26 protein-coding genes are annotated in these 22,840 nt (G+C 64.8%); 23 read left to right on the top strand and 3 right to left on the bottom strand.

Annotated features, from left to right (window positions below; all coding sequences use genetic code 11):
* Positions 1-5 precede the first annotated feature (5 nt).
* From AC1TPF_RS25930 to AC1TPF_RS25905, 6 genes are all read left to right on the top strand, one after another.
* Positions 6-1,160, top strand: coding sequence for an 8-amino-7-oxononanoate synthase (locus tag AC1TPF_RS25930; protein WP_482145731.1), 1,155 nt, complete (start codon positions 6-8; stop codon positions 1,158-1,160).
* A gap of 18 nt (positions 1,161-1,178) precedes the next feature.
* Complete coding sequence (bioD, locus tag AC1TPF_RS25925) at positions 1,179-1,844, top strand: dethiobiotin synthase (protein ID WP_482142156.1); 666 nt, start codon at positions 1,179-1,181, stop codon at positions 1,842-1,844.
* A gap of 75 nt (positions 1,845-1,919) precedes the next feature.
* Positions 1,920-2,933, top strand: coding sequence for a biotin synthase BioB (gene bioB, locus AC1TPF_RS25920; RefSeq protein ID WP_482142103.1), 1,014 nt, complete (start codon positions 1,920-1,922; stop codon positions 2,931-2,933).
* 14 nt (positions 2,934-2,947) lie between these two features.
* The gene (bsaP, locus tag AC1TPF_RS25915; RefSeq protein ID WP_482145730.1) at positions 2,948-3,184 is read left to right on the top strand and encodes a biotin synthase auxiliary protein BsaP; all 237 of its coding nucleotides are present in this window, start codon (positions 2,948-2,950) and stop codon (positions 3,182-3,184) included.
* Between the two features lie 17 nt (positions 3,185-3,201).
* Entirely contained in the window at positions 3,202-3,753 is a 552-nt protein-coding gene (locus AC1TPF_RS25910; RefSeq protein WP_482142105.1) for a DUF2567 domain-containing protein, read from the top strand.
* A 58-nt stretch (positions 3,754-3,811) separates the two neighbouring features.
* Entirely contained in the window at positions 3,812-5,272 is a 1,461-nt protein-coding gene (locus AC1TPF_RS25905) for an MFS transporter (protein ID WP_482142106.1), read from the top strand.
* Between the two features lie 27 nt (positions 5,273-5,299).
* Here AC1TPF_RS25905 and AC1TPF_RS25900 read toward each other — a convergent pair whose 3' ends face one another.
* The gene (locus tag AC1TPF_RS25900; RefSeq protein ID WP_482142107.1) at positions 5,300-5,995 is read right to left on the bottom strand and encodes an NUDIX hydrolase; all 696 of its coding nucleotides are present in this window, start codon (positions 5,993-5,995) and stop codon (positions 5,300-5,302) included.
* Between the two features lie 191 nt (positions 5,996-6,186).
* On the opposite strand from AC1TPF_RS25900, the gene nadA reads away from it, so the two are divergent.
* The 3 genes from nadA (at position 6,187) to AC1TPF_RS25885 (ending at position 9,296) form a co-directional block, all read left to right on the top strand.
* On the top strand, positions 6,187-7,206 hold the full coding sequence (gene nadA, locus AC1TPF_RS25895; RefSeq protein WP_482142108.1) for a quinolinate synthase NadA: 1,020 nt from the start codon (positions 6,187-6,189) through the stop codon (positions 7,204-7,206).
* Positions 7,203-8,069 (top strand): carboxylating nicotinate-nucleotide diphosphorylase, encoded by an 867-nt coding sequence (gene nadC / locus AC1TPF_RS25890; RefSeq protein ID WP_482142109.1) that lies wholly within the window; start codon positions 7,203-7,205, stop codon positions 8,067-8,069. The genes nadA and nadC overlap by 4 nt, the downstream gene beginning before the upstream one ends.
* Positions 8,070-8,255: 186 nt before the next feature.
* The gene (locus AC1TPF_RS25885; protein ID WP_482145729.1) at positions 8,256-9,296 is read left to right on the top strand and encodes an NAD(P)-dependent alcohol dehydrogenase; all 1,041 of its coding nucleotides are present in this window, start codon (positions 8,256-8,258) and stop codon (positions 9,294-9,296) included.
* Positions 9,297-9,311: 15 nt separating this feature from the next.
* On the opposite strand, the gene AC1TPF_RS25880 is transcribed toward AC1TPF_RS25885, so the two are convergent.
* Positions 9,312-9,698, bottom strand: a complete 387-nt coding sequence (locus tag AC1TPF_RS25880; protein WP_482142111.1) for a phage holin family protein — start codon at positions 9,696-9,698, stop codon at positions 9,312-9,314.
* Positions 9,699-9,819: 121 nt separating this feature from the next.
* Here AC1TPF_RS25880 and hisD point away from each other — a divergent pair, with 121 nt between their 5' ends.
* From hisD to AC1TPF_RS25830, 10 genes are all read left to right on the top strand, one after another.
* On the top strand, positions 9,820-11,151 hold the full coding sequence (gene hisD / locus AC1TPF_RS25875; RefSeq protein ID WP_482145728.1) for a histidinol dehydrogenase: 1,332 nt from the start codon (positions 9,820-9,822) through the stop codon (positions 11,149-11,151).
* On the top strand, positions 11,148-12,308 hold the full coding sequence (locus AC1TPF_RS25870; RefSeq protein WP_482145727.1) for a histidinol-phosphate transaminase: 1,161 nt from the start codon (positions 11,148-11,150) through the stop codon (positions 12,306-12,308). The genes hisD and AC1TPF_RS25870 overlap by 4 nt, the downstream gene beginning before the upstream one ends.
* Positions 12,305-12,925 (top strand): imidazoleglycerol-phosphate dehydratase HisB, encoded by a 621-nt coding sequence (hisB, locus tag AC1TPF_RS25865; RefSeq protein ID WP_482142114.1) that lies wholly within the window; start codon positions 12,305-12,307, stop codon positions 12,923-12,925. The genes AC1TPF_RS25870 and hisB overlap by 4 nt, the downstream gene beginning before the upstream one ends.
* Positions 12,922-13,572 carry an imidazole glycerol phosphate synthase subunit HisH gene (gene hisH / locus AC1TPF_RS25860; protein WP_482145726.1) on the top strand — a complete coding sequence of 217 codons (651 nt, stop codon included), beginning with the start codon at positions 12,922-12,924 and terminating at the stop codon, positions 13,570-13,572. Before hisB ends, hisH begins: the two co-directional genes overlap by 4 nt.
* Before the next feature lie 25 nt (positions 13,573-13,597).
* A complete protein-coding gene (locus AC1TPF_RS25855) occupies positions 13,598-13,852 on the top strand; it encodes a hypothetical protein (protein ID WP_482142116.1) in 255 nt (84 codons plus the stop codon).
* Between the two features lie 8 nt (positions 13,853-13,860).
* A complete protein-coding gene (gene priA, locus AC1TPF_RS25850) occupies positions 13,861-14,607 on the top strand; it encodes a bifunctional 1-(5-phosphoribosyl)-5-((5-phosphoribosylamino)methylideneamino)imidazole-4-carboxamide isomerase/phosphoribosylanthranilate isomerase PriA (RefSeq protein WP_482142117.1) in 747 nt (248 codons plus the stop codon).
* The gene (locus AC1TPF_RS25845; RefSeq protein ID WP_482142118.1) at positions 14,604-15,464 is read left to right on the top strand and encodes an inositol monophosphatase family protein; all 861 of its coding nucleotides are present in this window, start codon (positions 14,604-14,606) and stop codon (positions 15,462-15,464) included. The genes priA and AC1TPF_RS25845 overlap by 4 nt, the downstream gene beginning before the upstream one ends.
* Complete coding sequence (gene hisF, locus AC1TPF_RS25840) at positions 15,461-16,234, top strand: imidazole glycerol phosphate synthase subunit HisF (RefSeq protein WP_482142119.1); 774 nt, start codon at positions 15,461-15,463, stop codon at positions 16,232-16,234. The genes AC1TPF_RS25845 and hisF overlap by 4 nt, the downstream gene beginning before the upstream one ends.
* A 61-nt stretch (positions 16,235-16,295) precedes the next feature.
* The gene (gene hisI, locus AC1TPF_RS25835) at positions 16,296-16,643 is read left to right on the top strand and encodes a phosphoribosyl-AMP cyclohydrolase (protein WP_482145820.1); all 348 of its coding nucleotides are present in this window, start codon (positions 16,296-16,298) and stop codon (positions 16,641-16,643) included.
* A 107-nt stretch (positions 16,644-16,750) separates the two neighbouring features.
* On the top strand, positions 16,751-18,319 hold the full coding sequence (locus tag AC1TPF_RS25830; RefSeq protein ID WP_482145725.1) for an HNH endonuclease signature motif containing protein: 1,569 nt from the start codon (positions 16,751-16,753) through the stop codon (positions 18,317-18,319).
* A gap of 23 nt (positions 18,320-18,342) precedes the next feature.
* Here the strand turns inward: AC1TPF_RS25830 and AC1TPF_RS25825 are convergent, their stop codons facing one another.
* Positions 18,343-19,122, bottom strand: a complete 780-nt coding sequence (locus AC1TPF_RS25825) for a class I SAM-dependent methyltransferase (RefSeq protein WP_482145724.1) — start codon at positions 19,120-19,122, stop codon at positions 18,343-18,345.
* A gap of 247 nt (positions 19,123-19,369) precedes the next feature.
* On the opposite strand from AC1TPF_RS25825, the gene AC1TPF_RS25820 reads away from it, so the two are divergent.
* The 4 genes from AC1TPF_RS25820 (at position 19,370) to trpC (ending at position 22,839) form a co-directional block, all read left to right on the top strand.
* Entirely contained in the window at positions 19,370-19,552 is a 183-nt protein-coding gene (locus tag AC1TPF_RS25820) for a tautomerase family protein (RefSeq protein WP_028462844.1), read from the top strand.
* Between the two features lie 34 nt (positions 19,553-19,586).
* Complete coding sequence (locus AC1TPF_RS25815; protein WP_482145723.1) at positions 19,587-21,140, top strand: anthranilate synthase component I; 1,554 nt, start codon at positions 19,587-19,589, stop codon at positions 21,138-21,140.
* A complete protein-coding gene (locus AC1TPF_RS25810) occupies positions 21,133-21,882 on the top strand; it encodes a TIGR02234 family membrane protein (protein WP_482142123.1) in 750 nt (249 codons plus the stop codon). The genes AC1TPF_RS25815 and AC1TPF_RS25810 overlap by 8 nt, the downstream gene beginning before the upstream one ends.
* A gap of 138 nt (positions 21,883-22,020) precedes the next feature.
* Positions 22,021-22,839 carry an indole-3-glycerol phosphate synthase TrpC gene (trpC, locus tag AC1TPF_RS25805; protein ID WP_482142124.1) on the top strand — a complete coding sequence of 273 codons (819 nt, stop codon included), beginning with the start codon at positions 22,021-22,023 and terminating at the stop codon, positions 22,837-22,839.
* The last annotated feature ends 1 nt before the right edge of the window (position 22,840 follow it).

The raw sequence follows: 22,840 nt of genomic DNA, 5'->3' as shown, positions 1-22,840 counted from the left end.
AACCGATGACGCCGAACGTGGCCGACACCGACACCGACACCGCGCTGGACTGGCTCCATGAGGCCGCCGAGGTTCGCGCGGCAGAGGGTTTGCACCGGACGTTGGTGCCGCGTGGGACCGACGACCGGTTGCTGAACCTGGCGTCCAACGACTACCTGGGATTGTCCCGCCATCCCGACGTCGTGGCCGCCGCACACGAGGCGCTCGATCTGTGGGGTGCCGGATCGACGTCGTCGCGGCTGGTCACCGGTACCACCGAGATCCACGAATCGCTCGAGAACGACCTCGCTGATTTCCTCGGTTATGAAGCGGCCCTGGTGTTCTCGTCAGGCTATGTCGGCAACATCGCGGCCGTGTCGGCACTGATGGGTCGCGGTGATCTGATCGTCTCCGACGGGGGTTCGCACGCATCATTGATCGACGGGTGCCGTCTGTCGCGGGCCCGGGTGGTGGTCGTCGATCGCGGTGACCACGCGGCGGTACGACGAGAATTGGAAGGGCGCAGCGAGCAGCGGGCGATGGTGGTCACGGACTCCGTGTACTCCATCGACGGTGCGATCGCCCCGGTTGCCGAGTTGTATGCCGCGGCCCGCGCCAACGGTGCGGTACTGCTGGTCGATGAAGCCCATGCCTTCGGCGTTCGGGGCACCGGCGGTCGCGGGGTTCTGGACGAAGCCGGACTGGCCGGCGCCCCCGACCTCGTCACCACGGCGGTTCTCTCGAAATCGCTTGGCTCGCAAGGCGGTGTGGTCCTCGGATCGGCGATGGTCCGTGATCATCTGATCGATCGCGCCCGCACATTCATCTTCGACACCGGTCTGGCACCCGCCGCAGCCGGCGCAGCGCAGGCTGCGTTGCGGGTTCTGCGCGCGCAGCCGGACCTGGCAACTCGGGTGCGTGCCAACGCTGCCCGGCTCGCGAGTCTGTGTGGCGGCACGGAGTCGGAGGCGGCGGTTGTCTCGATCATCATCGGCGATCCGGCCCAGGCGTTTGCGGCCGCGCAACGTTGTCGCGACCGCGGAGTGCTTGCCGGGTGTTTCCGTCCGCCGTCGGTGCCGCCGGGTACCTCGCGGCTGCGCCTGACCGTTCGCGCAGATCTGTCCGACGACGAGATCGCCCGGGTGGCAGAGGTTGTCACGGCCGTACTCGCCGAGATCTGAGGGCGCGCTGTGAGACTCGTGATCACCGGGACCTCGACCGAGGTCGGTAAGACGGTGGCAACCGCCGCGGTGGCAGCTGCGGTCATGGCTGCGGGGGCGAGCGTGGCCGTGTGCAAACCGGCACAGACCGGGGTCGGGCCGGGCGAACCCGGCGATGTCGACGAGGTGATCCGGCTTGCAGGTGTCACCGCTACGTCCGAGCTCTACCGTTTTCGTGATCCGCTGGCACCGTCTCGGGCGGCCGTTCGTGAAGGTGCCACACCGGTGGATCTGCATGTGATCATCGACGGCATCCGCGGGTTGGATTCGCACCATCTCACGCTGGTGGAGGGCGCCGGTGGGGTGCTGGTGCGATTGGCGCCCGACATCACCATGCTCGACGTCGCGGCCGGAATCGGTGCGCCGCTACTGGTTGTCGCCGCGGCCGGACTCGGCACGCTCAATCACACCGAGCTCACCACGTCGGCGATCAAAGCCGCAGGCCTCGAGTGCTCCGGCATCGTCATCGGCTCGTGGCCATCGCAGCCGGGTCTGGCCGAACTGTGCAACCTCGACGACCTGCCGGCCCTGACGGGAGTCCCGGTGGTCGGGCGGATCCCCGCAGGGGCCGGAAGCCTACCGCGCAGTAGTTTTACTTCGCAGGCATCTGGATGGTTTGATCCGGATTGGCTTGCGGGTCTGTGACCCACTGCCGGGTACCCGGTGTGCGTGATGATGCACACTGAGACCTCAACGTTCGCGACAAAAGGGAGGCCCCACGTGACCCAGGCGCCAGTACGTACCGACATACTCGACGTCGCACGTGAGCAGGTGTTGGAACGCGGGGAGGGGCTCAGCCAGGAGCAGACGCTGCAGATATTGCAGTTGTCCGATGACCGGTTGACCGACCTGCTGCAACTCGCTCATGACGTACGGATGAAGCACTGCGGCCCCGAGGTCGAGGTGGAAGGCATCATCTCCCTCAAGACCGGCGGCTGTCCCGAGGACTGCCATTTCTGTTCACAATCAGGGCTGTTCGCCTCGCCGGTTCGCAGTGCCTGGATCGACATCCCGGCATTGGTCGAAGCCGCCAAGCAGACCGCCAAATCCGGCGCCACCGAGTTCTGCATCGTGGCCGCCGTACGTGGACCCGACAAGCGCCTGATGGCGCAGGTGGCCGCGGGCATCGAGGCCATCCGGGCCGAGGTCGACATCCAGATCGCTTGCAGCCTTGGCATGCTGACCCAGGAACAGGTCGATGAGCTCAAGGCGATGGGGGTCCATCGCTACAACCACAACCTGGAGACCGCGCGGTCGCACTTCCCGAACGTGGTCACCACCCATAGCTGGGAAGAGCGTTTCGGCACGTTGAAGATGATCCGTGAGGCCGGGATGGAGGTGTGCTGCGGCGGCATCCTGGGAATGGGCGAGAGCCTCGAGCAGCGCGCCGAGTTCGCCGCGGACCTGGCTGCACTCGATCCCGATGAGGTTCCGCTGAACTTCCTGAACCCGCGTCCCGGTACCCCGTTCGGCGACCTCGATGTGTTGCCTGCGGCCGAAGCGCTCAAGGCTGTTGCCGCGTTCCGGTTGGCGCTGCCGCGCACCATCCTGCGGTTCGCGGGTGGACGCGAGATCACGCTGGGTGATCTGGGTGCCAAACAGGGCATCCTGGGTGGGATCAACGCGGTCATCGTTGGTAACTACCTGACAACGCTGGGCCGTCCTGCCGAAACCGATCTGGATCTGCTCGACGAGCTGCAGATGCCGATCAAGGCACTCAACGACTCGATTTGATCAGCGATCAGACGATGAGCGACATCCCGACTCCGCTGGCCGTCCCGATGGTCTACGGCGTGTACACCGGGGTGAAGCTCGATGTCGAGGACCCCGATTCGATTCCGCGGGCGGCGCAGCTCGGGCTCGAGCCGCCGCGCTACTGCGGACAGTGCGGCAGGCGGATGGTTGTCCAGGTTCGTCCTGACGGCTGGTCGGCGCGATGTTCGCGGCACGGTACCGTCGATTCGGTGGAGCTGTATCAACGTTGACCGGCAGGGTTCGGTCTGTGGGCTTTGTCTCGGCAGGTGCGGTACTTGCCGGGGTTTTATGGGGCCTGATCTGGGGTTTGTTGACTCCGGGTATCGAAGGGCGCATGGTCGCCCCGGATCGTGCTGTCGCAACGGGTGATGCCACGTCGGAGTTCACGGCCATCGGGTTGTACTTCTCGGTGGCCCTGATCGCCGGTGTGGTCCTGGCGGTGGTCTTCTGGATGTCGCCGCGACTGCGAGGTCCGGCCGGCGTCACCGGTTTGGCGTTCGGCGCGATCGCGTCCGGTGTGGTCGCGGTCTGGGTCGGAGACCTGGTGGCCCGTCTGCGTTTCCCCGGCCGCGACGGGGTGGCCGTTGGCGACGAGTTCACGCAGGCACCCAGCCTGCGCATCACGGGGGCGTACCTCGACTTCGGTGGCGGGATCGGGTTCTCCTGGGCGTTGTTGGTGATCGCACCACTGACCGCAATGTTGACCTATGTGGTGTTCGTTGTGATGAATCGGTCCGGCGATCTGGGATTTCCGGACGAGGCGGTCGCGCTGACCACGCCACCGGCCCGTGTCGAATGACATGCCGCATAGGTGACCCGCCGCATTCGCAGTAGTTGACAAGTATCACAATTACCAGGTGACCTCAGCAGCGGTGCTCAGTCCGCGTCGTAAGAACGCAATTCTGGTGACCTGCTGTCTGAGCCTGCTGATCGTGACGATGGACGCGACCATCGTCAACGTGGCGATCCCGTCGATCCGTGCGGATTTTGATGCCAGTGCGTCACAGCTGCAATGGGTCATCGACATCTACACCCTGGTGTTGGCCAGCCTGCTGCTCTTGGCCGGGACGATGGCCGACAAGTTCGGTCGCCGCCGCGTCTTCCAGATCGGCCTGATCACCTTTGCGCTCGGTTCGCTGCTCTGCAGTCTGGCCCCGAGCATCGAGGTGCTGATCGCGGCCCGCTTCGTCCAGGCCATCGGTGGTTCGATGCTCAACCCGGTCGCGATGTCGATCATCACCAACACTTTCCCGGGCCGGGTGGAGAGGGCTCGGGCGGTCGGGGTCTGGGGTGCGGTGGTGGGCATCTCGATGGCACTGGGGCCGATCGTCGGCGGGACCGCGATCAAACTCTTCAGCTGGGAAGCGGTGTTCTGGATCAACCTGCCGATCTGCGTCATCGCAGTGGTGGCCACCGCACTTGTTGTGCCCGAGTCGAAGTCGCTGCACGTGCGCAGTCTCGACCCGGTCGGTCAGACGCTGGCGGTGGTCTTCATGGCAGGCCTGGTCTTCGGCCTGATCGAAGGACCCTCGATGGGCTGGACCGACCCGGCCACGATCGGGATCTTCGCGGTCACCGTCATGGCGTTCGGGACGTTCTGTCGCTACGAACTGCGTCATCACGACCCGTTCATCGACCTACGGTTCTTCCGCAGTATTCCGTTCTCGGCCGCCACGGTGACCGGTATCTGCGCTTTTGCGGCCTATGGGGCTTTCCTTTTTGTGGTGTCGATCTACCTGCAGAGCATCCGTGGATTCAGCCCGATCGAGACCGGTCTGATGTTCCTGCCGTTGGCGGCGGGAACGCTGCTCTTCTCTCCGCTGTCCGGGCGGCTGGTCGGTCACTACGGCACCCGGCCGTCGCTGGTCGCTGCCGGGACGCTCCTGACGATTGCGTCCGTGTTGATGTCGACCATCGACGATGTGACACCGATCTGGCAGCTACTCATCACCTTTGGCTTGTTCGGAATCGGTTTCGGCATGGTCAACGCGCCGATCACCACCGGCGCGGTCAGCGGTATGCCGAGGGACCGGGCCGGGGCAGCTTCGGCGATCGCATCCACCAGCAGGCAGGTCGGTGTGAGTATCGGTGTGGCGTTGTCGGGTGCGATGGCGGGTTCGGTGATCGCGGGCGACCACGGAACATCATCGGCTTCGGACATGGCGCCGTTGTGGTGGGTCGCCGCCGGACTGGGGATGGTCATCCTGGCGAGCGGCATCTACTCGACCACGAGGAAGTCGTTGCAGACGGCAGACCGCGTCGCGGACCTGTTCGCCGAAGCGGGGGAGCAGGCGATACCTCAGGTGATGGACAAGTGACACAGCATCTTTGCCCGCTCGAGGGGTCTACAGAGGTGGGCGCAGCGTTGCGAACTCGTCGGTGATGCGCAGTTGCTTGTCGGCAAAGCGGTACAGAGCGGGCGGCCGTCCACCCGACGGGCCGGTTCGGCCGACGGTCCCGGTCGCGGTGATCACGCCGCGTCGCGAGAGGATGCGCAGCAGATTGGTCGAGTCCACCGGATAGCCAAGGGCTGCGCAGTAGATGTCGCTCAGGGCCGACATCGAGAACTCGGCAGGCGCGAGTGCGAACGCGATATTCGTGTACGAGAGCTTGGCAGCCAGCCTCGAGCGTGCCCGTTCGACGATCTTGCGGTGATCAAAACTGATCACCGGAAGGTCTGAGACCGGGTGCCAGCGGGTATCCGGCGGCAGGTTCGGTTGCGAATCCGACGGCACCATGCCGAGGTAGGACGACGCGATCACCCGCGGGCCGGGGATACGGTCGGGTTCGGAGAACACGGACAGCTGCTCGAGGTGGGCCACCTGGCGTAGGTCCACCTTTTCGGCGAGCTGTCGCAAGGCCGACGACTTCAGGTCCTCGTCATCATGCAAATTGCCGCCGGGTAGTGACCACGACCCGGCCTGCGGTTCAAAAGCGCGCTGCCACAACAAAATCGACAGCACGGGCGGCTCGCCGACCTGATGCTCGCGGACTTGGAACACGGCACAGAGGACTTCATGGAAGGCGCTCGGCGACGGCATGGCTGCGAGTGTAGTGCGTGCGCCGTGGGTGCTGGGACCAGGCGTGACCGGGGTATCGCAGGCCGGAGTGTGAGGGTGCGCACATGCCGGGTGTAGGATCGGAGGAGGTTTTCGATCTACAGTCGAAAACCCCCGCCCATAGCCCAGGCCGGCCACCGAAGACCGGCGCCATGAACAGGAGGGTGGTTGTCATGACAACCACGTCACTCACACTCGGTTCGACCGAACCCCTTTACACCGGGGTCGAGCCGACGCCGGAATGGTTCGCCGAGATCAAGAGTCTCGCCAAGAAGCGCAACGCCACGTTGCTGGCGCACAACTACCAGCTGCCTGCCATCCAGGACGTTGCCGATCACGTAGGGGATTCGCTTGCCCTGTCGCGGATCGCGGCCGAGGCCGAGACCGACGAGATCATCTTCTGTGGTGTGCACTTCATGGCCGAGACCGCAAAGATCCTGAGCCCGGACAAGCGCGTGCTCATCCCCGACGAGCGGGCCGGCTGTTCCCTCGCCGACTCGATCACCGCGGACGACCTGCGGGCTTGGAAGGCCGACTACCCCGATGCGGTGGTCGTCTCCTACGTCAACACCACGGCCGAGGTGAAGGGGCTCACTGACATCTGCTGCACGTCGTCGAATGCAGTCGATGTCGTCAACTCGATCGATCCCGACAAAGAGGTCCTGTTCCTGCCGGACCAGTTCCTCGGCGCCCACGTCAAGCGGGTGACCGGTCGCGAGAACATGCAGATCTGGGCCGGTGAATGCCACGTCCACGCCGGCATCAACGGCGATGAGCTCACCGCGAAGTCGAAGTCACACCCAGACGCCGAGCTGTATGTACACCCCGAATGTGGTTGCGCCACATCGGCGCTGTACCTGGCCGGCGAGGGTTTTGTACCCGCCGACAAGGTCAAGATCCTCTCCACCGGTGGCATGCTCGACGCCGCCAGGGAAACCGGCGCCACACAGGTGCTGGTTGCCACCGAGGTCGGCATGCTCCATCAGCTGCGCAAAGCTGCACCCAATGTCGACTTCCAGGCCGTCAACGACCGTGCCTCCTGCCCGTACATGAAAATGATCACCCCGGCCGCGCTGCTGCGTTGCCTGCGTGAAGGCAAAGATGAGGTTCATGTGGCTCCCGACGTTGCCGAGAAGGCACGTCGCAGTGTTCAGCGGATGATCGAGATCGGTAACCCGGGAGTGGGCGAGTGACGGACAACCAGGCCGGCACACCCGAGGTTGCGGCGCTCATTGCCACCGCGCTCGACGAAGACCTGCGCTACGGACCTGATGTCACCACAGCTGCAACGGTTCTCGAGGGTGCCGTTGCAACCGCGGTGCTCGCCAACCGGCAACCCGGCGTCCTCGCCGGCCTCGACATCGCTCTGCGGGTCTTCGACACTGTCATCGGTGCCGGTCAGTACGAGGTCCTCGATCGCCTCAAGGACGGCGCGCATCTCGAGGCCGGTACGGCGATCGCAACGCTTCGGGGACCGGTGGCGGGTTTGCTGGTGGCCGAACGAACCGCACTCAATCTCATGTGTCATCTGTCCGGAATCGCCACCGCCACCGCGTTGTGGGTGCAGCAGGTAGAGGGCACCGACGCCGTCATTCGAGACTCACGGAAGACGTTGCCGGGTCTGCGATCTCTGCAAAAGTATGCGGTGCGCTGCGGTGGTGGACAGAACCATCGGATGGGTCTCGGCGATGAGGCGCTCATCAAGGACAACCACGTCGCAGCCGCCGGATCGGTCACCGCGGCACTCAATGCAGTACGTGCTGCTGCCCCGGACATCACCTGCGAAGTCGAGGTCGACAGTCTCGAGCAACTCGACGAGGCTCTGGCTCTGGGTGCCGAACTCGTTCTCCTGGACAACTTTCCGCTCTGGCAGACCCAGATGGCGGTGCAGCGTCGCAACACCAAGTCGCCGTCCACCAAACTCGAGAGCTCTGGTGGACTGACCGTGGACGTCGCCGAGGCATACGCCCGCACCGGCGTCGACTACCTCGCCGTCGGCGGACTCACCCATTCGGTGACCGCCCTCGACATCGGGTTCGACTGGATCGGCGACTGATTTCGTCAATCTCAACAGCTTCTCCGTGTCTGTGCCGGCACCGCTGAAAAAGCGGGGCGCAAACGGAAATGCTTGCGTGGGTGGGGACTGTGGTGCACGTCGCATTCGTTAGCCAAGGACATATGCGTATGTACGCTTGAATGCGCGGTTCAACACCGCGATCCCCACATTCTCGGAGGTTTATCTGTGCCGACCATCAATGCCTACGCCGCTCCATCCGCGAAGGGTGCACTGGTCCCGATGACAATCGAGACCCGTGACGTAGGTCCGGCCGACGTGCGAATCGCCATCGCCTTCGCCGGTATCTGTCATTCCGACATCCACACGGTTCGCGACGAATGGGGCCAGGCGCAGTATCCGGTGGTGCCCGGCCACGAGATCTCGGGCACGGTCGCCGAGATCGGCTCAGAGGTGACGAAGTACCAGGTCGGCGATCGGGTTGGCGTCGGCTGTTTTGTTGATTCCTGCCGCGAGTGCGAGCCCTGCCTGCAGGGAGACGAGCAGTACTGCGAGAAGGGCATGGTCGGCACCTACAACGCGGTCGGCCGGGACGGAAAGGTCACCACCGGTGGCTACGCCCAGGAGGTCGTGGTCGACGAAAATTACGTCCTACGCATCCCCGAGGGGCTGCCGCTGGATGTTGCCGCGCCGCTGCTGTGCGCAGGCATCACCACCTACTCGCCGCTGCGGCACTGGAACGCCGGACCCGGCAAGCGGGTCGCGATCATCGGACTCGGTGGACTCGGACACATGGGTGTCAAGATCGCTCACGCCATGGGCGCCGAGGTCAGTGTCATCTCACAGTCCCTCAAGAAGATGGAAGACGGACTCCGACTGGGTGCGCAGAACTACTACGCGACCGACAACCCCGACACCTTCAGCGAACTTCGTGGGAAGTTCGATCTGATCCTCAACACGGTCTCCGCCAACTTCGACATCAATCAGTACTTGTCGATGCTTGCTGTCGGTGGCACCTTGGTCGAATTGGGCCTGCCGGAGAACCCGATTTCAGTGGAGGCCATGACCTTGGTGTCCAAGCGGCGTTCGCTGGCCGGTTCACTGATCGGTGGAATCGCCGAAACCCAGGAGATGCTCGACTTCTGCGCCGAGCACAACCTGGGTGCCGAGATCGAGGTGATCAATGCCTCACAGATCAACGAGGCCTACGAGCGGGTGGTGGCTTCGGAGGTGCGCTACCGATTTGTGATCGACACCGCAACACTCTGACCGGACTGGGCGACGTCAGCGGTCTTGACGGTCGGGGACCAGTGCCCCGAGCAGGAAGTTGACGACCGAGATCACGATCGAGCCACCGACCGCGGTCCAGAATCCGTCGACGCTCAGGCCGAAGTCGGTGGTCTCGGTGACCCAGGCCGTCAGCAACAGCATCAATGCGTTGATGACCAGGGTGAACAGTCCCAATGTGAGGATCAGCAGGGGGAGAGACAACAGCTGCACAAACGGCTTGATCGCGGTGTTGACGATGGTGAAGACCAGCGCGATGAACAGCACCACCAGGATCTGGGCGCCGGTGTCGCGGCCGTCCGTGGCGATCGATATCCCGTTGATGAGAGCTGCTGCGATCCAGATGGCGACAGCATTGATGAGGAGTCGTGCGGCGAAGACCATGTTGAGATCCTAGGGGCGCTGGTAAAAACTGCTGGCCGGAACGCATATCCTAGAAGTAAGTCCGCAGTGGCCAATCCACGGGCAATGCGGATCGCCAACGATTCGTCAGGAGTTCGTGCTCATGCTTGTCCGCACCGACCTTCGCGGTGCCAACGCCACCACCGCTCAACTACGCCGGACCCTTCCGCGCGGCGCCACCGACGTCGACACGGTCTTGGGCCAGGTCAAACCGGTGATCGAGGCGATCCGCGAGCATGGTGCCTCCGCGGCGCTCGACTACGGCAAGAAGTTCGACGGCGTGGCACCGGAGACCGTGCGGGTTCCCGGCGAGCAGATCGAGAAGGCCTTGGCCGAGATCGATCCCGACGTCCGCGCCGCGCTGTCCGAGGCGATCGACCGGGCCCGTCGGGTCCACGCCGATCAGCGTCGGACCGACGTGAGCACCGAGGTCTCACCCGGTGGAACAGTCACCGAACGCTGGATCCCCGTCGGCCGAGTCGGTCTGTATGTGCCGGGCGGCAATGCGGTCTACCCGTCGAGCGTGGTCATGAACGTGGTGCCCGCCCAGGTGGCCGGTGTTGAATCCCTGGTGGTCTCGTCGCCCCCGCAGGCCCAGTTCGACGGTTTGCCGCATCCGACGATCCTGGCGGCTTGCGCGCTGCTCGGTGTCACCGAGGTCTGGGCGGTGGGCGGCGCACAGGCCGTCGCCCTGCTGACCTACGGCGGCACCGATACCGACGGCGCCGACCTCGATCCTGTCGACCTGATCACCGGCCCGGGCAACATCTACGTGACGGCGGCAAAACGGCTGTGCCGCAGCGTAGTCGGCATCGACTCCGAAGCCGGCCCCACCGAGATCGCGATCCTGGCCGATAGCTCGGCCAGTCCGGTCAACGTGGCCGCCGACATGATCAGCCAGGCCGAACACGACGTGATGGCAGCCTCTGTCCTGGTCACCGACAGCCCGGAGCTCGCCGACGCCGTCGACGCAGAGATCGAGGTTCAGGTCTCCCGGACCAAGCACACCGACCGCGTCCGTGAAGCCCTGGCAGGTCCGCAGTCGGGAATCATTCTGGTGGACAACATCGATCAGGGCCTGCAGGTGGTCAACGCCTACGCCGCCGAACACCTCGAGATCCAGACGCGGGACGCTGCTGCGGTGGCTGCCCGAGTGCGCAGTGCCGGTGCGATCTTCGTCGGTGACTACTCGCCGGTGAGCCTGGGCGACTACTGCGCAGGCTCCAACCACGTTCTGCCCACGTCGGGTTCGGCGCGGTACAGCTCAGGTTTGTCGGTGCAGACGTTCCTGCGCGGCGTGCACGTCATCGACTACGACGAGGCCGCACTCAAGGAGGTCTCCGGGCACGTGCAGACCTTGGCGAAGGCGGAGGATCTGCCCGCGCACGGTGAAGCCGTGCGGCTGCGGTTCGCCGGTTCGGAGGATCTTCGGTGACTTCTTCGACCCCCACCTCCTCCACCAGACGGATCGGGCTTGACGACCTACCGCTGCGCGAGACGCTGAAGGGCCAGTCGCCCTATGGCGCACCGCAACTCGACGTGCCGTACCGCCTCAACACCAACGAGAACCCACATCCGCCGTCGCAGGCACTGATCGACGACGTCGCGGCGTCGGTACGCGAGGCCGCGTCGCAGCTGCACCGGTATCCGGACCGGGACGCGGTCGCGCTGCGTACCGATCTCGCCGCCTACCTCAGCTCGGCGACGGGTGTTGCGCTCGGTGCCGAAAACCTCTGGGCGGCAAATGGATCCAACGAGATTCTGCAGCAGTTGTTGCAGGCCTTCGGCGGTCCGGGCCGCAGCGCGATGGGGTTTGTCCCGTCGTACTCGATGCACCCGATCATCTCCACCGGCACCGACACCATTTGGATCGAAGGAAAGCGCAACGCCGACTTCTCATTCGACCTCGATGGCGCACTCTCGGCAATCGCCGAGCGCAGACCCGATGTGGTGTTCCTGACCTCACCCAACAACCCGACCGGTGGGTCCATCTCACTCGACGACGTGCGCGCCGTGGCTGCTGCGGCGCCGGGCATCGTGATCGTCGACGAGGCATACGGCGAGTTCTCGGCGGCACCGAGTGCGGTCGAACTGATCGAGGAGTTCCCCGCCAAGGTCGTGGTCAGCCGGACGATGAGCAAGGCATTCGCCTTTGCAGGCGGACGCCTTGGCTACCTGGCCGCCGATCCGGCCGTGATCGACGCGCTGCTGCTCGTACGGCTGCCGTACCACCTGTCGGTGGTCACGCAGGCCGCCGCCCGGGCGGCTCTGCGACATGCCGACGACACCCTCGCCGGGGTCGCCGCGATCGTCGCCGAACGGGGGCGTGTCACCGCCGAACTGACCCGGTTGGGCTACTCGGTGGTCGACTCCGACGCCAACTTCATCCTGTTCGGCCCGTTCGCCGATGCAACCGCGAGCTGGCAGAACTACCTCGACGGTGGCGTGTTGGTCCGTGACATGCAGATCGAGGGCCATCTACGTGCCACCATCGGATTGCCCGCCGAAAACGACGCGCTGCTGGCCCGCAGCGCCGAACTGGCCCGCACCGACTTAATAGGCCAGACAGACTTGATCGGAGAGCAGAAATGACCGCACAACCGCGCGTGGCCCGCATCGAGCGGACCACCCGGGAGTCCTCGATCACCGTGGAGATCAATCTCGACGGCACCGGGCGCACCGACATCTCCACCGGCGTGGCGTTCTACGACCACATGCTCACCGCATTCGGTGCGCACGGCAGCTTCGACCTCACGGTGGCGGCCAAGGGTGACGTCGAGATCGAGGCCCACCACACCGTCGAGGACACCGCGATCGTGCTCGGCCAGGCCATTGCGAAGGCTCTGGGCGACAAGAGGGGCATCCGCCGCTTCGGCGACGCCTGGATCCCGATGGACGAGACCCTGGCCCAGGCCATCGTCGACGTCTCCGGTCGCCCGTACTGCGTGTTCACCGGCGAGCCCGAGCACATGCTGACCACCACCATCGGCGGCAATCCCGGCGTGCCGTACCACACGGTCATCAACAAGCATGTCTTCGAAACTCTGGCGATGAACGCCCAGATCGCGCTGCATGTGCGCACGATCTACGGCCGCGATCCGCACCACATCACCGAGGCCCAGTTCAAGGCTGTGGCACGCGCGCTGCGCGCCGCGACCGAATCGGATCCACGCGTGAGTGGTGTGCCGTCGACGAAGGGGGCCCTGTGAGCGGCAGCAACGGCGATCGGACGGTTGCGATCCTCGATTACGGTTCGGGCAATCTGCGTTCGGCGCAGCGGGCCCTGGAGCGGACCGGCGCGCAGGTCACGGTGACGTCCGATTCGGCGATCGCGTTGGAGGCCGACGGTCTCGTGGTGCCCGGCGTCGGCGCGTTCGCGACCTGCATGGAAGGTCTGCGCGCGGTCAAGGGCGACCGCATCATCGACGACCGGCTGGCCGGTGGCCGCCCGGTCCTGGGCATCTGTGTCGGTATGCAGATCCTGTTCGAACGCGGTGTCGAATTCGGAGCCGAAGCGCAGGGCTGCGGGCAGTGGCCGGGTACGGTCACTCAACTCCAGGCCGAGGTGCTGCCGCACATGGGCTGGAACACCGTTGAGGCAGAACCTGATTCGATGCTCTTTGCGGGCATGCCCGAAGAGGAGCGCTTCTACTTCGTGCATTCGTACGCCGCGCAGAGCTGGGAGTTGCCCGCGGACGCACTGTTCAAGGCGCCCAAGCTGACCTGGGCCACCCACGGGGGACGATTCCTCGCCGCGGTGGAGAACGGCCCGTTGTGTGCCACCCAGTTCCACCCAGAGAAGTCCGGTGACGCCGGAGCCCGGCTGCTCAACAACTGGGTCGGGTCATTGACGTGAACGCCGTGACAAGCCCTGCGCCGCAATGATGACCGCACCGCGGTTCTCGTTTGCCCGGCTGGCCCTCTTCACCGTGGGTGCCGGAGTCGTGGTGCTGGCCGTCTCGGCGGTGATCGTGATCGGACTGGCGAAGGTGTCACCGGTCGCTGCCCTGATCGTTGCGCTTCTGGCGCTGATACTGGCAATTGTCGCGATGGGTATTGTTGCCAACCGGATGGTCGACCGCGTGGCCCGCGCGATGCGCGAAGAAGCAGACCAATCAGAAATCGAAGGAGATTGATCCCCAGCATGAATGCACGACTTGAACTGCTCCCGGCGGTCGATGTGGCCGACGGCCAGGCAGTACGGCTGGTGCAGGGTGCCGCCGGCAGCGAAACCTCTTACGGTTCGCCCCGCGAGGCGGCCCTGACCTGGCAGCGCGACGGCGCGGAGTGGGTGCATCTGGTTGATCTCGACGCCGCATTCGGTCGCGGCAGCAACCGTGAACTGCTGGCGGAGGTGATCGGTGAACTCGACGTGAAGGTGGAACTGTCGGGCGGAATCCGCAACGACGATTCCCTGAAGGCCGCGCTGGCAACCGGTTGTGCCCGCGTCAATCTCGGTACCGCCGCACTGGAAGACCCGCAGTGGTGTTCACGCGCCATCGCGGAATACGGCGACCGCGTCGCGGTCGGCCTCGACGTTCAGCTGGTCGACGGGTCCTACCGCCTGCGTGGCCGCGGGTGGGTGTCTGACGGCGGCGACCTGTGGGACGTCCTCGAGCGCCTCGAGCGTGATGGCTGCAGCCGCTACGTCGTGACCGACGTGACCAAGGACGGCACCCTCACCGGACCGAACCTGGAACTCCTGCGGGAGGTCACCGCCAAGACGAATGCACCGGTGGTTGCCTCCGGTGGCGTCTCCGCCATCGAGGATCTTGTTGCGATCGCCGGACTGGTTGGCACGGGCGTCGAGGGAGCGATTGTCGGCAAGGCGCTCTACGCCGGGCGCTTCACCCTCGTCGAGGCGCTTGCGGCGGTCGCGTCGGCGTCATGAGTTCGGCGCTCGGAGGGACCCTCCCACCCGATCTCGATCCGGAGCAGTTGCTGGCAAGCGCTGCTGCGGTCCTCGATCAGAGCACCGACCGGTTTTTGTCGGGCGTTGGTGCACCCAGCGCGGTGTCCAAGGGGCATAACGACTTTGCCACCGAGTTCGATCTCGAGCTGGAGCGCACGATCTCGGCGGAGCTGGAGCAGCGCACCCAGATCGCCGTTCACGGTGAGGAATTCGGTGGACCGGACCTGACCGAGGGCACGGTATGGGTGGTCGACCCGATCGATGGCACCTACAACTACTCGGCGGGATTGCCGATCGCAGGCATGCTGCTGGCACTGGTCCACGACGGACTGCCGGTACTCGGACTGACGTGGCTGCCGTTGTCGGGCTTGAACTATCAGGGTTTTGTCGACGGTGAACTGCTCTGCAACGGTGTCCCCGTGCCGCCGCGGCCCGAGCAGAAGCTCAGCGAGGCGATGCTGGCGTTCGGAGCGTTCAACATCAACGGTCGCGGCCGGTATCCGGGTGCGTACCGGGTGGAGATGCTCGGTGAATTGAGCAGGCGGACAGCGCGTCTGCGACTGTTCGGCAGCACCGGATTCGACCTTGCGCTCACCGCGGGTGGACAACTCGGTGGCGCGATCACCTTTGGCCACCACGCCTGGGACAACGCAGGCGGTGCCGCATTGGTCCTGGCGGCCGGTGGTCGGATCAGCGACATCGAAGGCCGGCCATGGTCGGTCACATCGCCGTCGATCGTGGCGGCCAGTGCCGGGGTCCACGAGGAGCTGATCGAATTGATCGGCCGGATCGGGGATCCTCAGGCTTTTGAACCTCCGAAGGAGAAGTACATATGACGGTCGCGGTTCGGGTCATCCCATGTCTGGATGTCGACGCCGGCCGGGTGGTCAAGGGCGTCAATTTCCAGAACCTGCGTGATGCCGGAGATCCGGTGGAGCTTGCCGCCGCCTACGACAAGGCCGGGGCCGACGAACTCACCTTCCTCGACGTCACAGCGTCGAGCGGCAATCGCGGCACGATGATCGACGTGGTCAAGCGCACCGCCGATCAGGTCTTCATCCCGCTGACGGTCGGTGGTGGTATCCGCACCGTCGCCGACGTCGACCGCCTGCTTCGCGCCGGCGCGGACAAGGTCAGCGTCAACACCGCGGCCATCGCCAATCCTGATGTGCTCGGTGAGATGAGCAGGCACTTCGGATCGCAGTGCATCGTGCTGTCGGTTGATGCCCGCACCGTGCCGGAGGGTCAGCCCCCGACTCCGTCGGGCTGGGAGGTCACCACCCATGGTGGCCGCGAGGGCACCGGAATCGACGCCGTGGAATGGGCGCGCCGCGGCCAAGACCTCGGGGTAGGGGAGATCCTGCTCAACTCGATGGACGCCGACGGCACGAAAAACGGTTTCGATCTCGCGATGATCACCGCCGTGCGCGCTGCGGTGAAGGTGCCGGTGATCGCCAGCGGCGGTGCCGGCGCGGTGGAACATTTCCCGCCCGCTGTGCGTTGTGGAGCAGACGCGGTGCTCGCGGCCTCGGTCTTTCACTTCGGTGAGCTGACCATCGGGCAGGTCAAGGACGCATTGCGCGCCGAGGACATCCCCGTCCGTTAAGACATGCACTGTGCTGAATCAAGCACTGCACCAATAGGTTTCGTATACGGGAGTGACAACTATGCCGCTGGACACCGGGATCGCCGAGCAGCTCAAACGCAATGCCGAGGGCCTGGTCTGCGCTGTGGTGCAGGAAGCCGGCACCGGGCAGGTGCTGATGGTCGCGTGGATGGATGACGACGCGCTGGCCCGCACCCTGGAGACCGGTGAGGCCACGTACTTCTCGCGGTCGCGGGGCAAACAGTGGATCAAGGGTGAGACCAGCGGCCACACCCAGAAGGTGATCGAGCTGCGCCTGGACTGCGACGGCGACACCGTCCTGATGACGGTCGAACAAACCGGCGCGGCCTGCCATACCGGCGACCACACCTGCTTCGACGCCAACGTGCTGTACACCGCACCGGCCTGAGAGCTCGCACATACCCGTAGGTGGTCGGCTGTTTCGACCGCTCCGCCCGTAGTGGGTCAGAAATTGCTGGTCAGGGACTTGTCGGTGGTCGCTGATAGAACTGTTCTATGACGTCGGGGGTGGCAGATCTCATCAACCGTATCGAGGGCATGTCCCTTGATGCGGAAGAGATCGTTGCTGTCCGTGAAGTGTTGTCCCGCAGTCTTGTTGACGTATCGCTGGCGAACCTGTCGGACAAAGAGGCTGTTGAACTGGCGCAAACGATCGAAACCCAAACCCGCCGTGATGAAGCCGTGAAAGTGCGGATCGCAGTGGAGTTGCGGGAGCGGTCGGTCGCTGCCAAACAAGGTTTGAAGCACAACAAGTTTTTGCGGCGCCAGCTACGCATTTCTTCGACCCAAGCCAGTGCACGGTCCAAACGGGCTGAACGCGTAGGGGAATGGCACACCCCGTCTGGTGAAGTACTCGCGCCGATATATCCGCACACCTGGCAGGCGCTGCGCGATGGTGCGATCGGGATAGCGCATTACAGCGTCATCGACGACACGTTGCGTAATCTGCCGGGCAGTATTCGCAGCAACCTCGAATTGTGGTCTGACGGTGAACGGTTGATGGCCGAAGCTGCCCGCACGATGGATCCTGACGAACTCAAGCGGGTCGGGCTGTATCTGCGCGATCATTTGGATCCGGACGGCGATTTCGACGATGCGGACCGAGCCCAGAAGCGCGGGTTGTCGGTGTCCAAGCAGGGTGCGGACAAGATGGCCGAGATCACCGGCACCCTCGATCCTGTGACCAAAGCGCTGTGGGACGTGGTGGCCGCCAAGTGGGCTGCGGCCGGGATGAATAACCCCAACGATCCCGAATCGCCGTCCGGACCATCCGATAAAGCCGACAAAGACACCGTGCAGGCCGCAGCCAAACGCGATCACCGCACGCCCGGGCAGCGTAATCACGATGCATTCAAACGGCTGTTGGAGTTGGCTGTCGGACAAGGGACTCTGGGTCAGCACCGCGGGCTACCCGCGCGGGTCATCGTCACCATGACACTGGACCAACTCGAAAAAGAATCCGGTGTCGCGACCACCGCCTCGGGCGGGGTGATGCCGGTGCGTGACGCGATCCGGTTGGCCGGGGTGAACCGTAAGTTCCTGGCGTTGCTCGACGATAAGCACCGCCCCCTGTTTCTGGGTCGGGAACAACGCCTGGCTACTGCTGATCAGCGGATGGCGTTGATCGCCGCTGAGCGGGGCTGCTCACGCCCGGGGTGTGATGCTCCGGCCACTGAGGTGGCGGTCCATCACACGCGGGAATGGTCCAAGGGTGGATGGACTGACATCACTGTGTTGACGTTGGTGTGCGATCCCGACCATGCGCAGGTCCACGATGGTGAGACGGGGTGGATCACGGAGATCATCAATGCAGATACCGGTCCACCGGGCTGGCAGGGCCGGATCGGTTGGCGTCAACGCGGAAGCCTGGATTTGCCGCAGGCCAACAACACTCATTTCCCGGACAAGTACTTCACCAACCCGGAGATGTGGAACCCGAACAGTGACGCTGATGCCGAGTGGTTCATGCAGCGAGCCCGCTCCATCTTTGAGGAGAAGGCTGAGCCGGCACCGGTGTTCAACGTCGACTTCGGCTGGCGCCGCGTCAAATACAACGCTGCTTGACACATCTCACCGCTTGAAACATTTCACCGCCTCGCAAGTGCCATCGACGCTCTCATCTGACTGAATCGCAGCACAGCGCGCTCGCCGATCACCTGCTGGTAACGATCGATCACTTCACCGACAAAACCGTCGACGCCGGCTGCGGGAAGTCGGTCGGTCCAGTCCGTGCCACCGACCGAAAACCATTGTGCGAACGCCTCGGTGGAGTCGAACTGCCAGCGCAGATCCTGCACATCGAGATCGGTGACGGTGAAGCCGGCGGTTGCGGCGAATTCGCGGAACCGGTCTGGTTCGACATGGAAGTACGGAGCCTGGAAGTCGACGAAATGTTCGCGCCACGATGAGCTCGCCGCCACCTCCATGGCCACGTCTTCGATACTGAGACGGTCTGTTGCGCAAACGATCTGGATGACGGCCCGGCCGCCATCGTCCAGACTGCGGGCAATGCCTTGCAGTGCAGCGGTTTGGTCTCCGATCCAGTGCAGCGCGTTGAACGACACCGCGATGTCGAAATCGCGCTCGAACGGCAAGGCCAATGCGTCATCGACATGGAATTGCACCCGGAGCATGCCGACAGGCACTCGGGTGAGGGCCTTGTCGATCATGCGTCGGGAAGCGTCCACACCCACGACCGAACCCGATGGCAACCGCTGGGCAAGTTGCATTGTGATGAACCCGTCGCCGCAGCCGACGTCGAGCAGGCGCTCATCACCGGCGAGTTCGAGATCACCGATCGAGACCTCGGCCACCATTTTCTGCAGCGCACTGACGTCGGCATATCGGTCGCCGTCCCAATCGGCCACGGTCAGCCTCCCTCGCAGGTCATGTACGTGGGGTCAAGTGTGCCGCCGGCGCCGCTCACTCGGTCGCCGTCCCAATCGGCCACGGTCAGCCTCCCTCGCAGGTCATGTACGTGGGGTCAAGTGTGCCGCCGGCGCCGCTCACCTGGTTTGGAATAGGTCAATTCGCCACCCGTCCGCTGAAGTCTGACGTGACTCGTCCGCCTGGTCACCCACTCGGAACCGAGCGGAGTTATGGCACATTCGTTTCATGCCACTCATCCAGATCTCCCAGACACCCGGACTCAGCGATCGGGTCAAGCGTGAAACCATCGCCGCGGTCACCGAGGCGTATGCCCGTGCGACCGGGAAAAACCCCGATTCTGTGTGGGTGACGATCACCGAGGTTCCGCGGTCGCACTGGGGTGTGGGTGGGGAGCCGCTCGGTCAATAGCGAGCGACTGGGACAATCGGAGACGATGGCAAACATGACCACCGCTGCAGCCACTGCAGGCGGCTTCACAGACACCACAACGCTGGCCCAGTTCCTGGAGCTGGCAGCCGACCATCGGGTTGTGCCGGTGACCCGCAAGGTCCTGGCCGATTCGGAGACACCGCTGGGTGCGTACCGAAAACTCGCCGGTGACCGGCCAGGTACCTTCCTGCTCGAGTCCGCGGAGAACGGCCGCTCGTGGTCCCGATGGTCGTTCATCGGTGCCGGCTCGCCCGCTGCGCTGACCTCGGTCGACGGCCAGGCGCAGTGGTGGGGGACCCGGCCCGCCGGCGCACCGTCGGGAGGCGACCCACTTGTCGCCCTCGCCGAGTCGCTGCGAATCCTGGCCACTGATCGGTTCCCCGATCTGCCGCCGCTGACCGGTGGATTCGTGGGCTTTCTGGCCTACGACGCGGTCCGTCGCCTCGAACGTCTGCCCGACACGACGGTGAACGATCTCCAGTTGCCGGAGATGCTGATGCTGCTGGCAACCGACATCGCCGCCGTCGACCATCACGAAGGCACCATCACCCTGATCGCCAACGCGGTGAACTGGGACGGCAGTGCCGATCGGGCCGAGGAGGCGTACGCCGACGCGGTGGGCCGCCTCGACACGATGACGGCCGCGTTGGCCGCACCCGCGCCGTCGACCGTCTCGACGTATCACCCCGCAGAACCGGAGTTCACCGCTCAGCGCACTCGCGAGGAGTACGGGACGATCGTCACCAGCCTGGTCTCCGAGATCGAGGCGGGCGAGGCCTTCCAGGTGGTGCCGTCGATGCGTTTCGAGATGCAGACCGACGCCGATCCCATCGATGTCTACCGCGTCCTGCGAACCACCAACCCGAGTCCGTACATGTACTTGCTGCGGGTTCCGGGCAATGGTGGACCCGACTTCACGATCGTCGGATCCAGTCCTGAAGCTCTTGTCACCGTGAAGGATTCGGTGGCCACCACCCATCCGATCGCGGGTACCCGCTGGCGTGGGGAGACCGAGGCCGACGACCTGCTGCTGGAAAAAGACCTACTCGCCGACGAAAAAGAGAACTCCGAGCACCTCATGCTTGTCGATCTCGGACGCAACGACCTCGGTCGGGTGTGCGAGCCGGGCACGGTGAAGGTGTCGGACTACCGGCACATCGAGCGCTACAGCCACGTCATGCACCTGGTGTCCACGGTGTCGGGGCAACTGCAGGACGGCAAGACCGCCCTCGACGCGGTGAACGCCTGTTTCCCGGCCGGCACCCTGACAGGTGCGCCCAAGGTGCGGGCGATGGAACTGATCGACGAACACGAGAAGACCCGGCGCGGCCTGTACGGCGGCATCGTGGGCTATCTCGACTTCGCGGGTGACGCCGACACCGCCATCGCGATCCGTACCGCGGTCCTCAAGGAGGGACGCGCATATGTGCAGGCCGGTGGCGGCGTGGTGGCCGACAGCGAGGCCGACTACGAGTACAACGAGGCCAGCAACAAGGCGCGTGCGGTCCTCAAGGCGATCGCGGCGGCCGAGACGATGACACCGATCGCGGGTACCGACGATGAGTGAGAGCAAGTCCGCGGGCAAGGCTGCGTCGACCGGTCGGGGAGCGAGTGGTCGTGGCCGGAGGCTGGCGATCATCACTGTCCTGCTCGGATTAGGTGCCTTGGCTTTCTGGGCGGCCTCCCGGATGACCTGGGCCGAACTGATCGCGGCCGACGGCATGGCGCCGCCACGAACGTTCACGGTCAAGGGTTCTGACTGGACACCACTCCTGACCCCGCTGGCAATCGTGTTGCTCGCCGGGATCGCGGCAGCGGCATCATTGCGCGGCTGGGCGTTGCGGATCACCGCGTTTGTCGTCGCGGCGGTCGCGGTCATCGGTTTCCTGCCCGCGTTGACGCTGCTGACCGGAGACGACCACGTCGGCTATGCGGTGGATGTGATCGAGTTGCCGTCCCGCTATGAGGCGCTGCAGGTCGACACCAACACCTTGCCTGGTCTGGTCGTGATCGCGGGAGCGCTGGCCGCCGTGATCGGCGCAGTCGTGATGCTGCAGACCGCGTCCCGGGATGCGCCGATGTCCTCGAAGTACAAGTCACCTGCGGCGCGCCGCGCCGAGCTCGAAAAAGAAGTCTTCGCCAAGCGCGACGCCGAACAGAATGCGGCTGAAAACAGCTCTGGCGAAGCGGGGGCCCCGACCCCCGGCGAGACCGGCTCGACGCCAGGTGACGGCAACGAACGGATGCTCTGGGATGCCCTCGACACCGGCGACGATCCGACCATTGACCCGCCGGATCGCGAAAGGTGACGGTTCTCACTTTGGTTGGCGGTACCCCGAATCCACCGCTAACCGGGTCGCAGCTACCCTTTGTTTACTGAAACACGAGCTGCTGGGGTCTTGCGCGACCGACTATATCTCGTCAGTGGCGTGAGAAAGGGGTTGATGATGAGCAAGCAAACCGTCCTTGATTCGATATTGGCCGGAGTGAAGGCCGATGTGGCAGCACGCGAGTCTGTGATCGACTTCGCTGCCATCAAAGCCGCCTCCGCGGCAGCACCGGAGCCCATCGACGCGACCGCAGCGTTGCGTGAGCCCGGGATCGGTGTCATCGCCGAGGTCAAGCGCGCCAGCCCGTCGAAAGGCGACCTGGCCGTCATCATCGACCCGGCCGCGCTGGCGCAGGCCTACGAGGCCGGCGGGGCGCGGATCATCAGCGTGCTGACCGAGGAACGTCGGTTCCGCGGATCGCTCGCCGATCTCGATGCCGTTCGCGCAGCGGTCCAGATCCCGGTCCTGCGCAAAGACTTCATCGTGGGCCCCTATCAGATCCACGAAGCCCGTGCCCATGGCGCGGACGTCATCCTGCTGATCGTCGCTGCCCTGGAGCAGAACGTGCTCAGCTCTTTGCTCGACCGCACGGAGTCCTTGGGGATGACCGCGCTGGTCGAGGTGCACACCGAGGAAGAAGCAGATCGAGCGCTGCAGGCCGGAGCATCCGTGGTCGGCATCAATGCGCGCAATCTCAAGACCCTCGAAGTCGACCGCGACAGCTTCGCCCGGATTGCTCCCGGATTGCCTTCCAAGGTGATCCGGATCGCCGAATCCGGGGTTCGCGGAACTGCCGATCTGCTGGCATACGCCGGCGCCGGCGCCGATGCGGTCCTGGTCGGAGAAGGCTTGGTCACAGCTGGTGACCCTCGTGCGGCCGTCTCGGAACTGGTGACCGCCGGAACCCACCCGTCCTGCCCCAAACCAGTCCGTTAGG

The sequence above is a fragment of the Williamsia sp. Y853 genome, assembly GCF_056786495.1.
This window is presented reverse-complemented; position numbering and strand designations above follow the sequence as displayed.

Coding starts and splice junctions, on each gene's coding strand:
- trpC (WP_482142124.1), top strand. CDS start 22,021: ATGAGCAAGCAAACCGTCCTTGATTCGATATTGGCCGGAGTGAAGGCC.
- AC1TPF_RS25815 (WP_482145723.1), top strand. CDS start 19,587: ATGACCACCGCTGCAGCCACTGCAGGCGGCTTCACAGACACCACAACG.
- hisD (WP_482145728.1), top strand. CDS start 9,820: ATGCTTGTCCGCACCGACCTTCGCGGTGCCAACGCCACCACCGCTCAA.
- AC1TPF_RS25845 (WP_482142118.1), top strand. CDS start 14,604: ATGAGTTCGGCGCTCGGAGGGACCCTCCCACCCGATCTCGATCCGGAG.
- AC1TPF_RS25880 (WP_482142111.1), bottom strand. CDS start 9,698: ATGGTCTTCGCCGCACGACTCCTCATCAATGCTGTCGCCATCTGGATC.
- hisF (WP_482142119.1), top strand. CDS start 15,461: ATGACGGTCGCGGTTCGGGTCATCCCATGTCTGGATGTCGACGCCGGC.
- AC1TPF_RS25830 (WP_482145725.1), top strand. CDS start 16,751: ATGACGTCGGGGGTGGCAGATCTCATCAACCGTATCGAGGGCATGTCC.
- bsaP (WP_482145730.1), top strand. CDS start 2,948: ATGAGCGACATCCCGACTCCGCTGGCCGTCCCGATGGTCTACGGCGTG.
- AC1TPF_RS25855 (WP_482142116.1), top strand. CDS start 13,598: ATGATGACCGCACCGCGGTTCTCGTTTGCCCGGCTGGCCCTCTTCACC.
- AC1TPF_RS25810 (WP_482142123.1), top strand. CDS start 21,133: ATGAGTGAGAGCAAGTCCGCGGGCAAGGCTGCGTCGACCGGTCGGGGA.
- AC1TPF_RS25930 (WP_482145731.1), top strand. CDS start 6: ATGACGCCGAACGTGGCCGACACCGACACCGACACCGCGCTGGACTGG.
- priA (WP_482142117.1), top strand. CDS start 13,861: ATGAATGCACGACTTGAACTGCTCCCGGCGGTCGATGTGGCCGACGGC.
- hisB (WP_482142114.1), top strand. CDS start 12,305: ATGACCGCACAACCGCGCGTGGCCCGCATCGAGCGGACCACCCGGGAG.
- AC1TPF_RS25820 (WP_028462844.1), top strand. CDS start 19,370: ATGCCACTCATCCAGATCTCCCAGACACCCGGACTCAGCGATCGGGTC.
- AC1TPF_RS25900 (WP_482142107.1), bottom strand. CDS start 5,995: ATGCCGTCGCCGAGCGCCTTCCATGAAGTCCTCTGTGCCGTGTTCCAA.
- hisI (WP_482145820.1), top strand. CDS start 16,296: ATGCCGCTGGACACCGGGATCGCCGAGCAGCTCAAACGCAATGCCGAG.
- nadA (WP_482142108.1), top strand. CDS start 6,187: ATGACAACCACGTCACTCACACTCGGTTCGACCGAACCCCTTTACACC.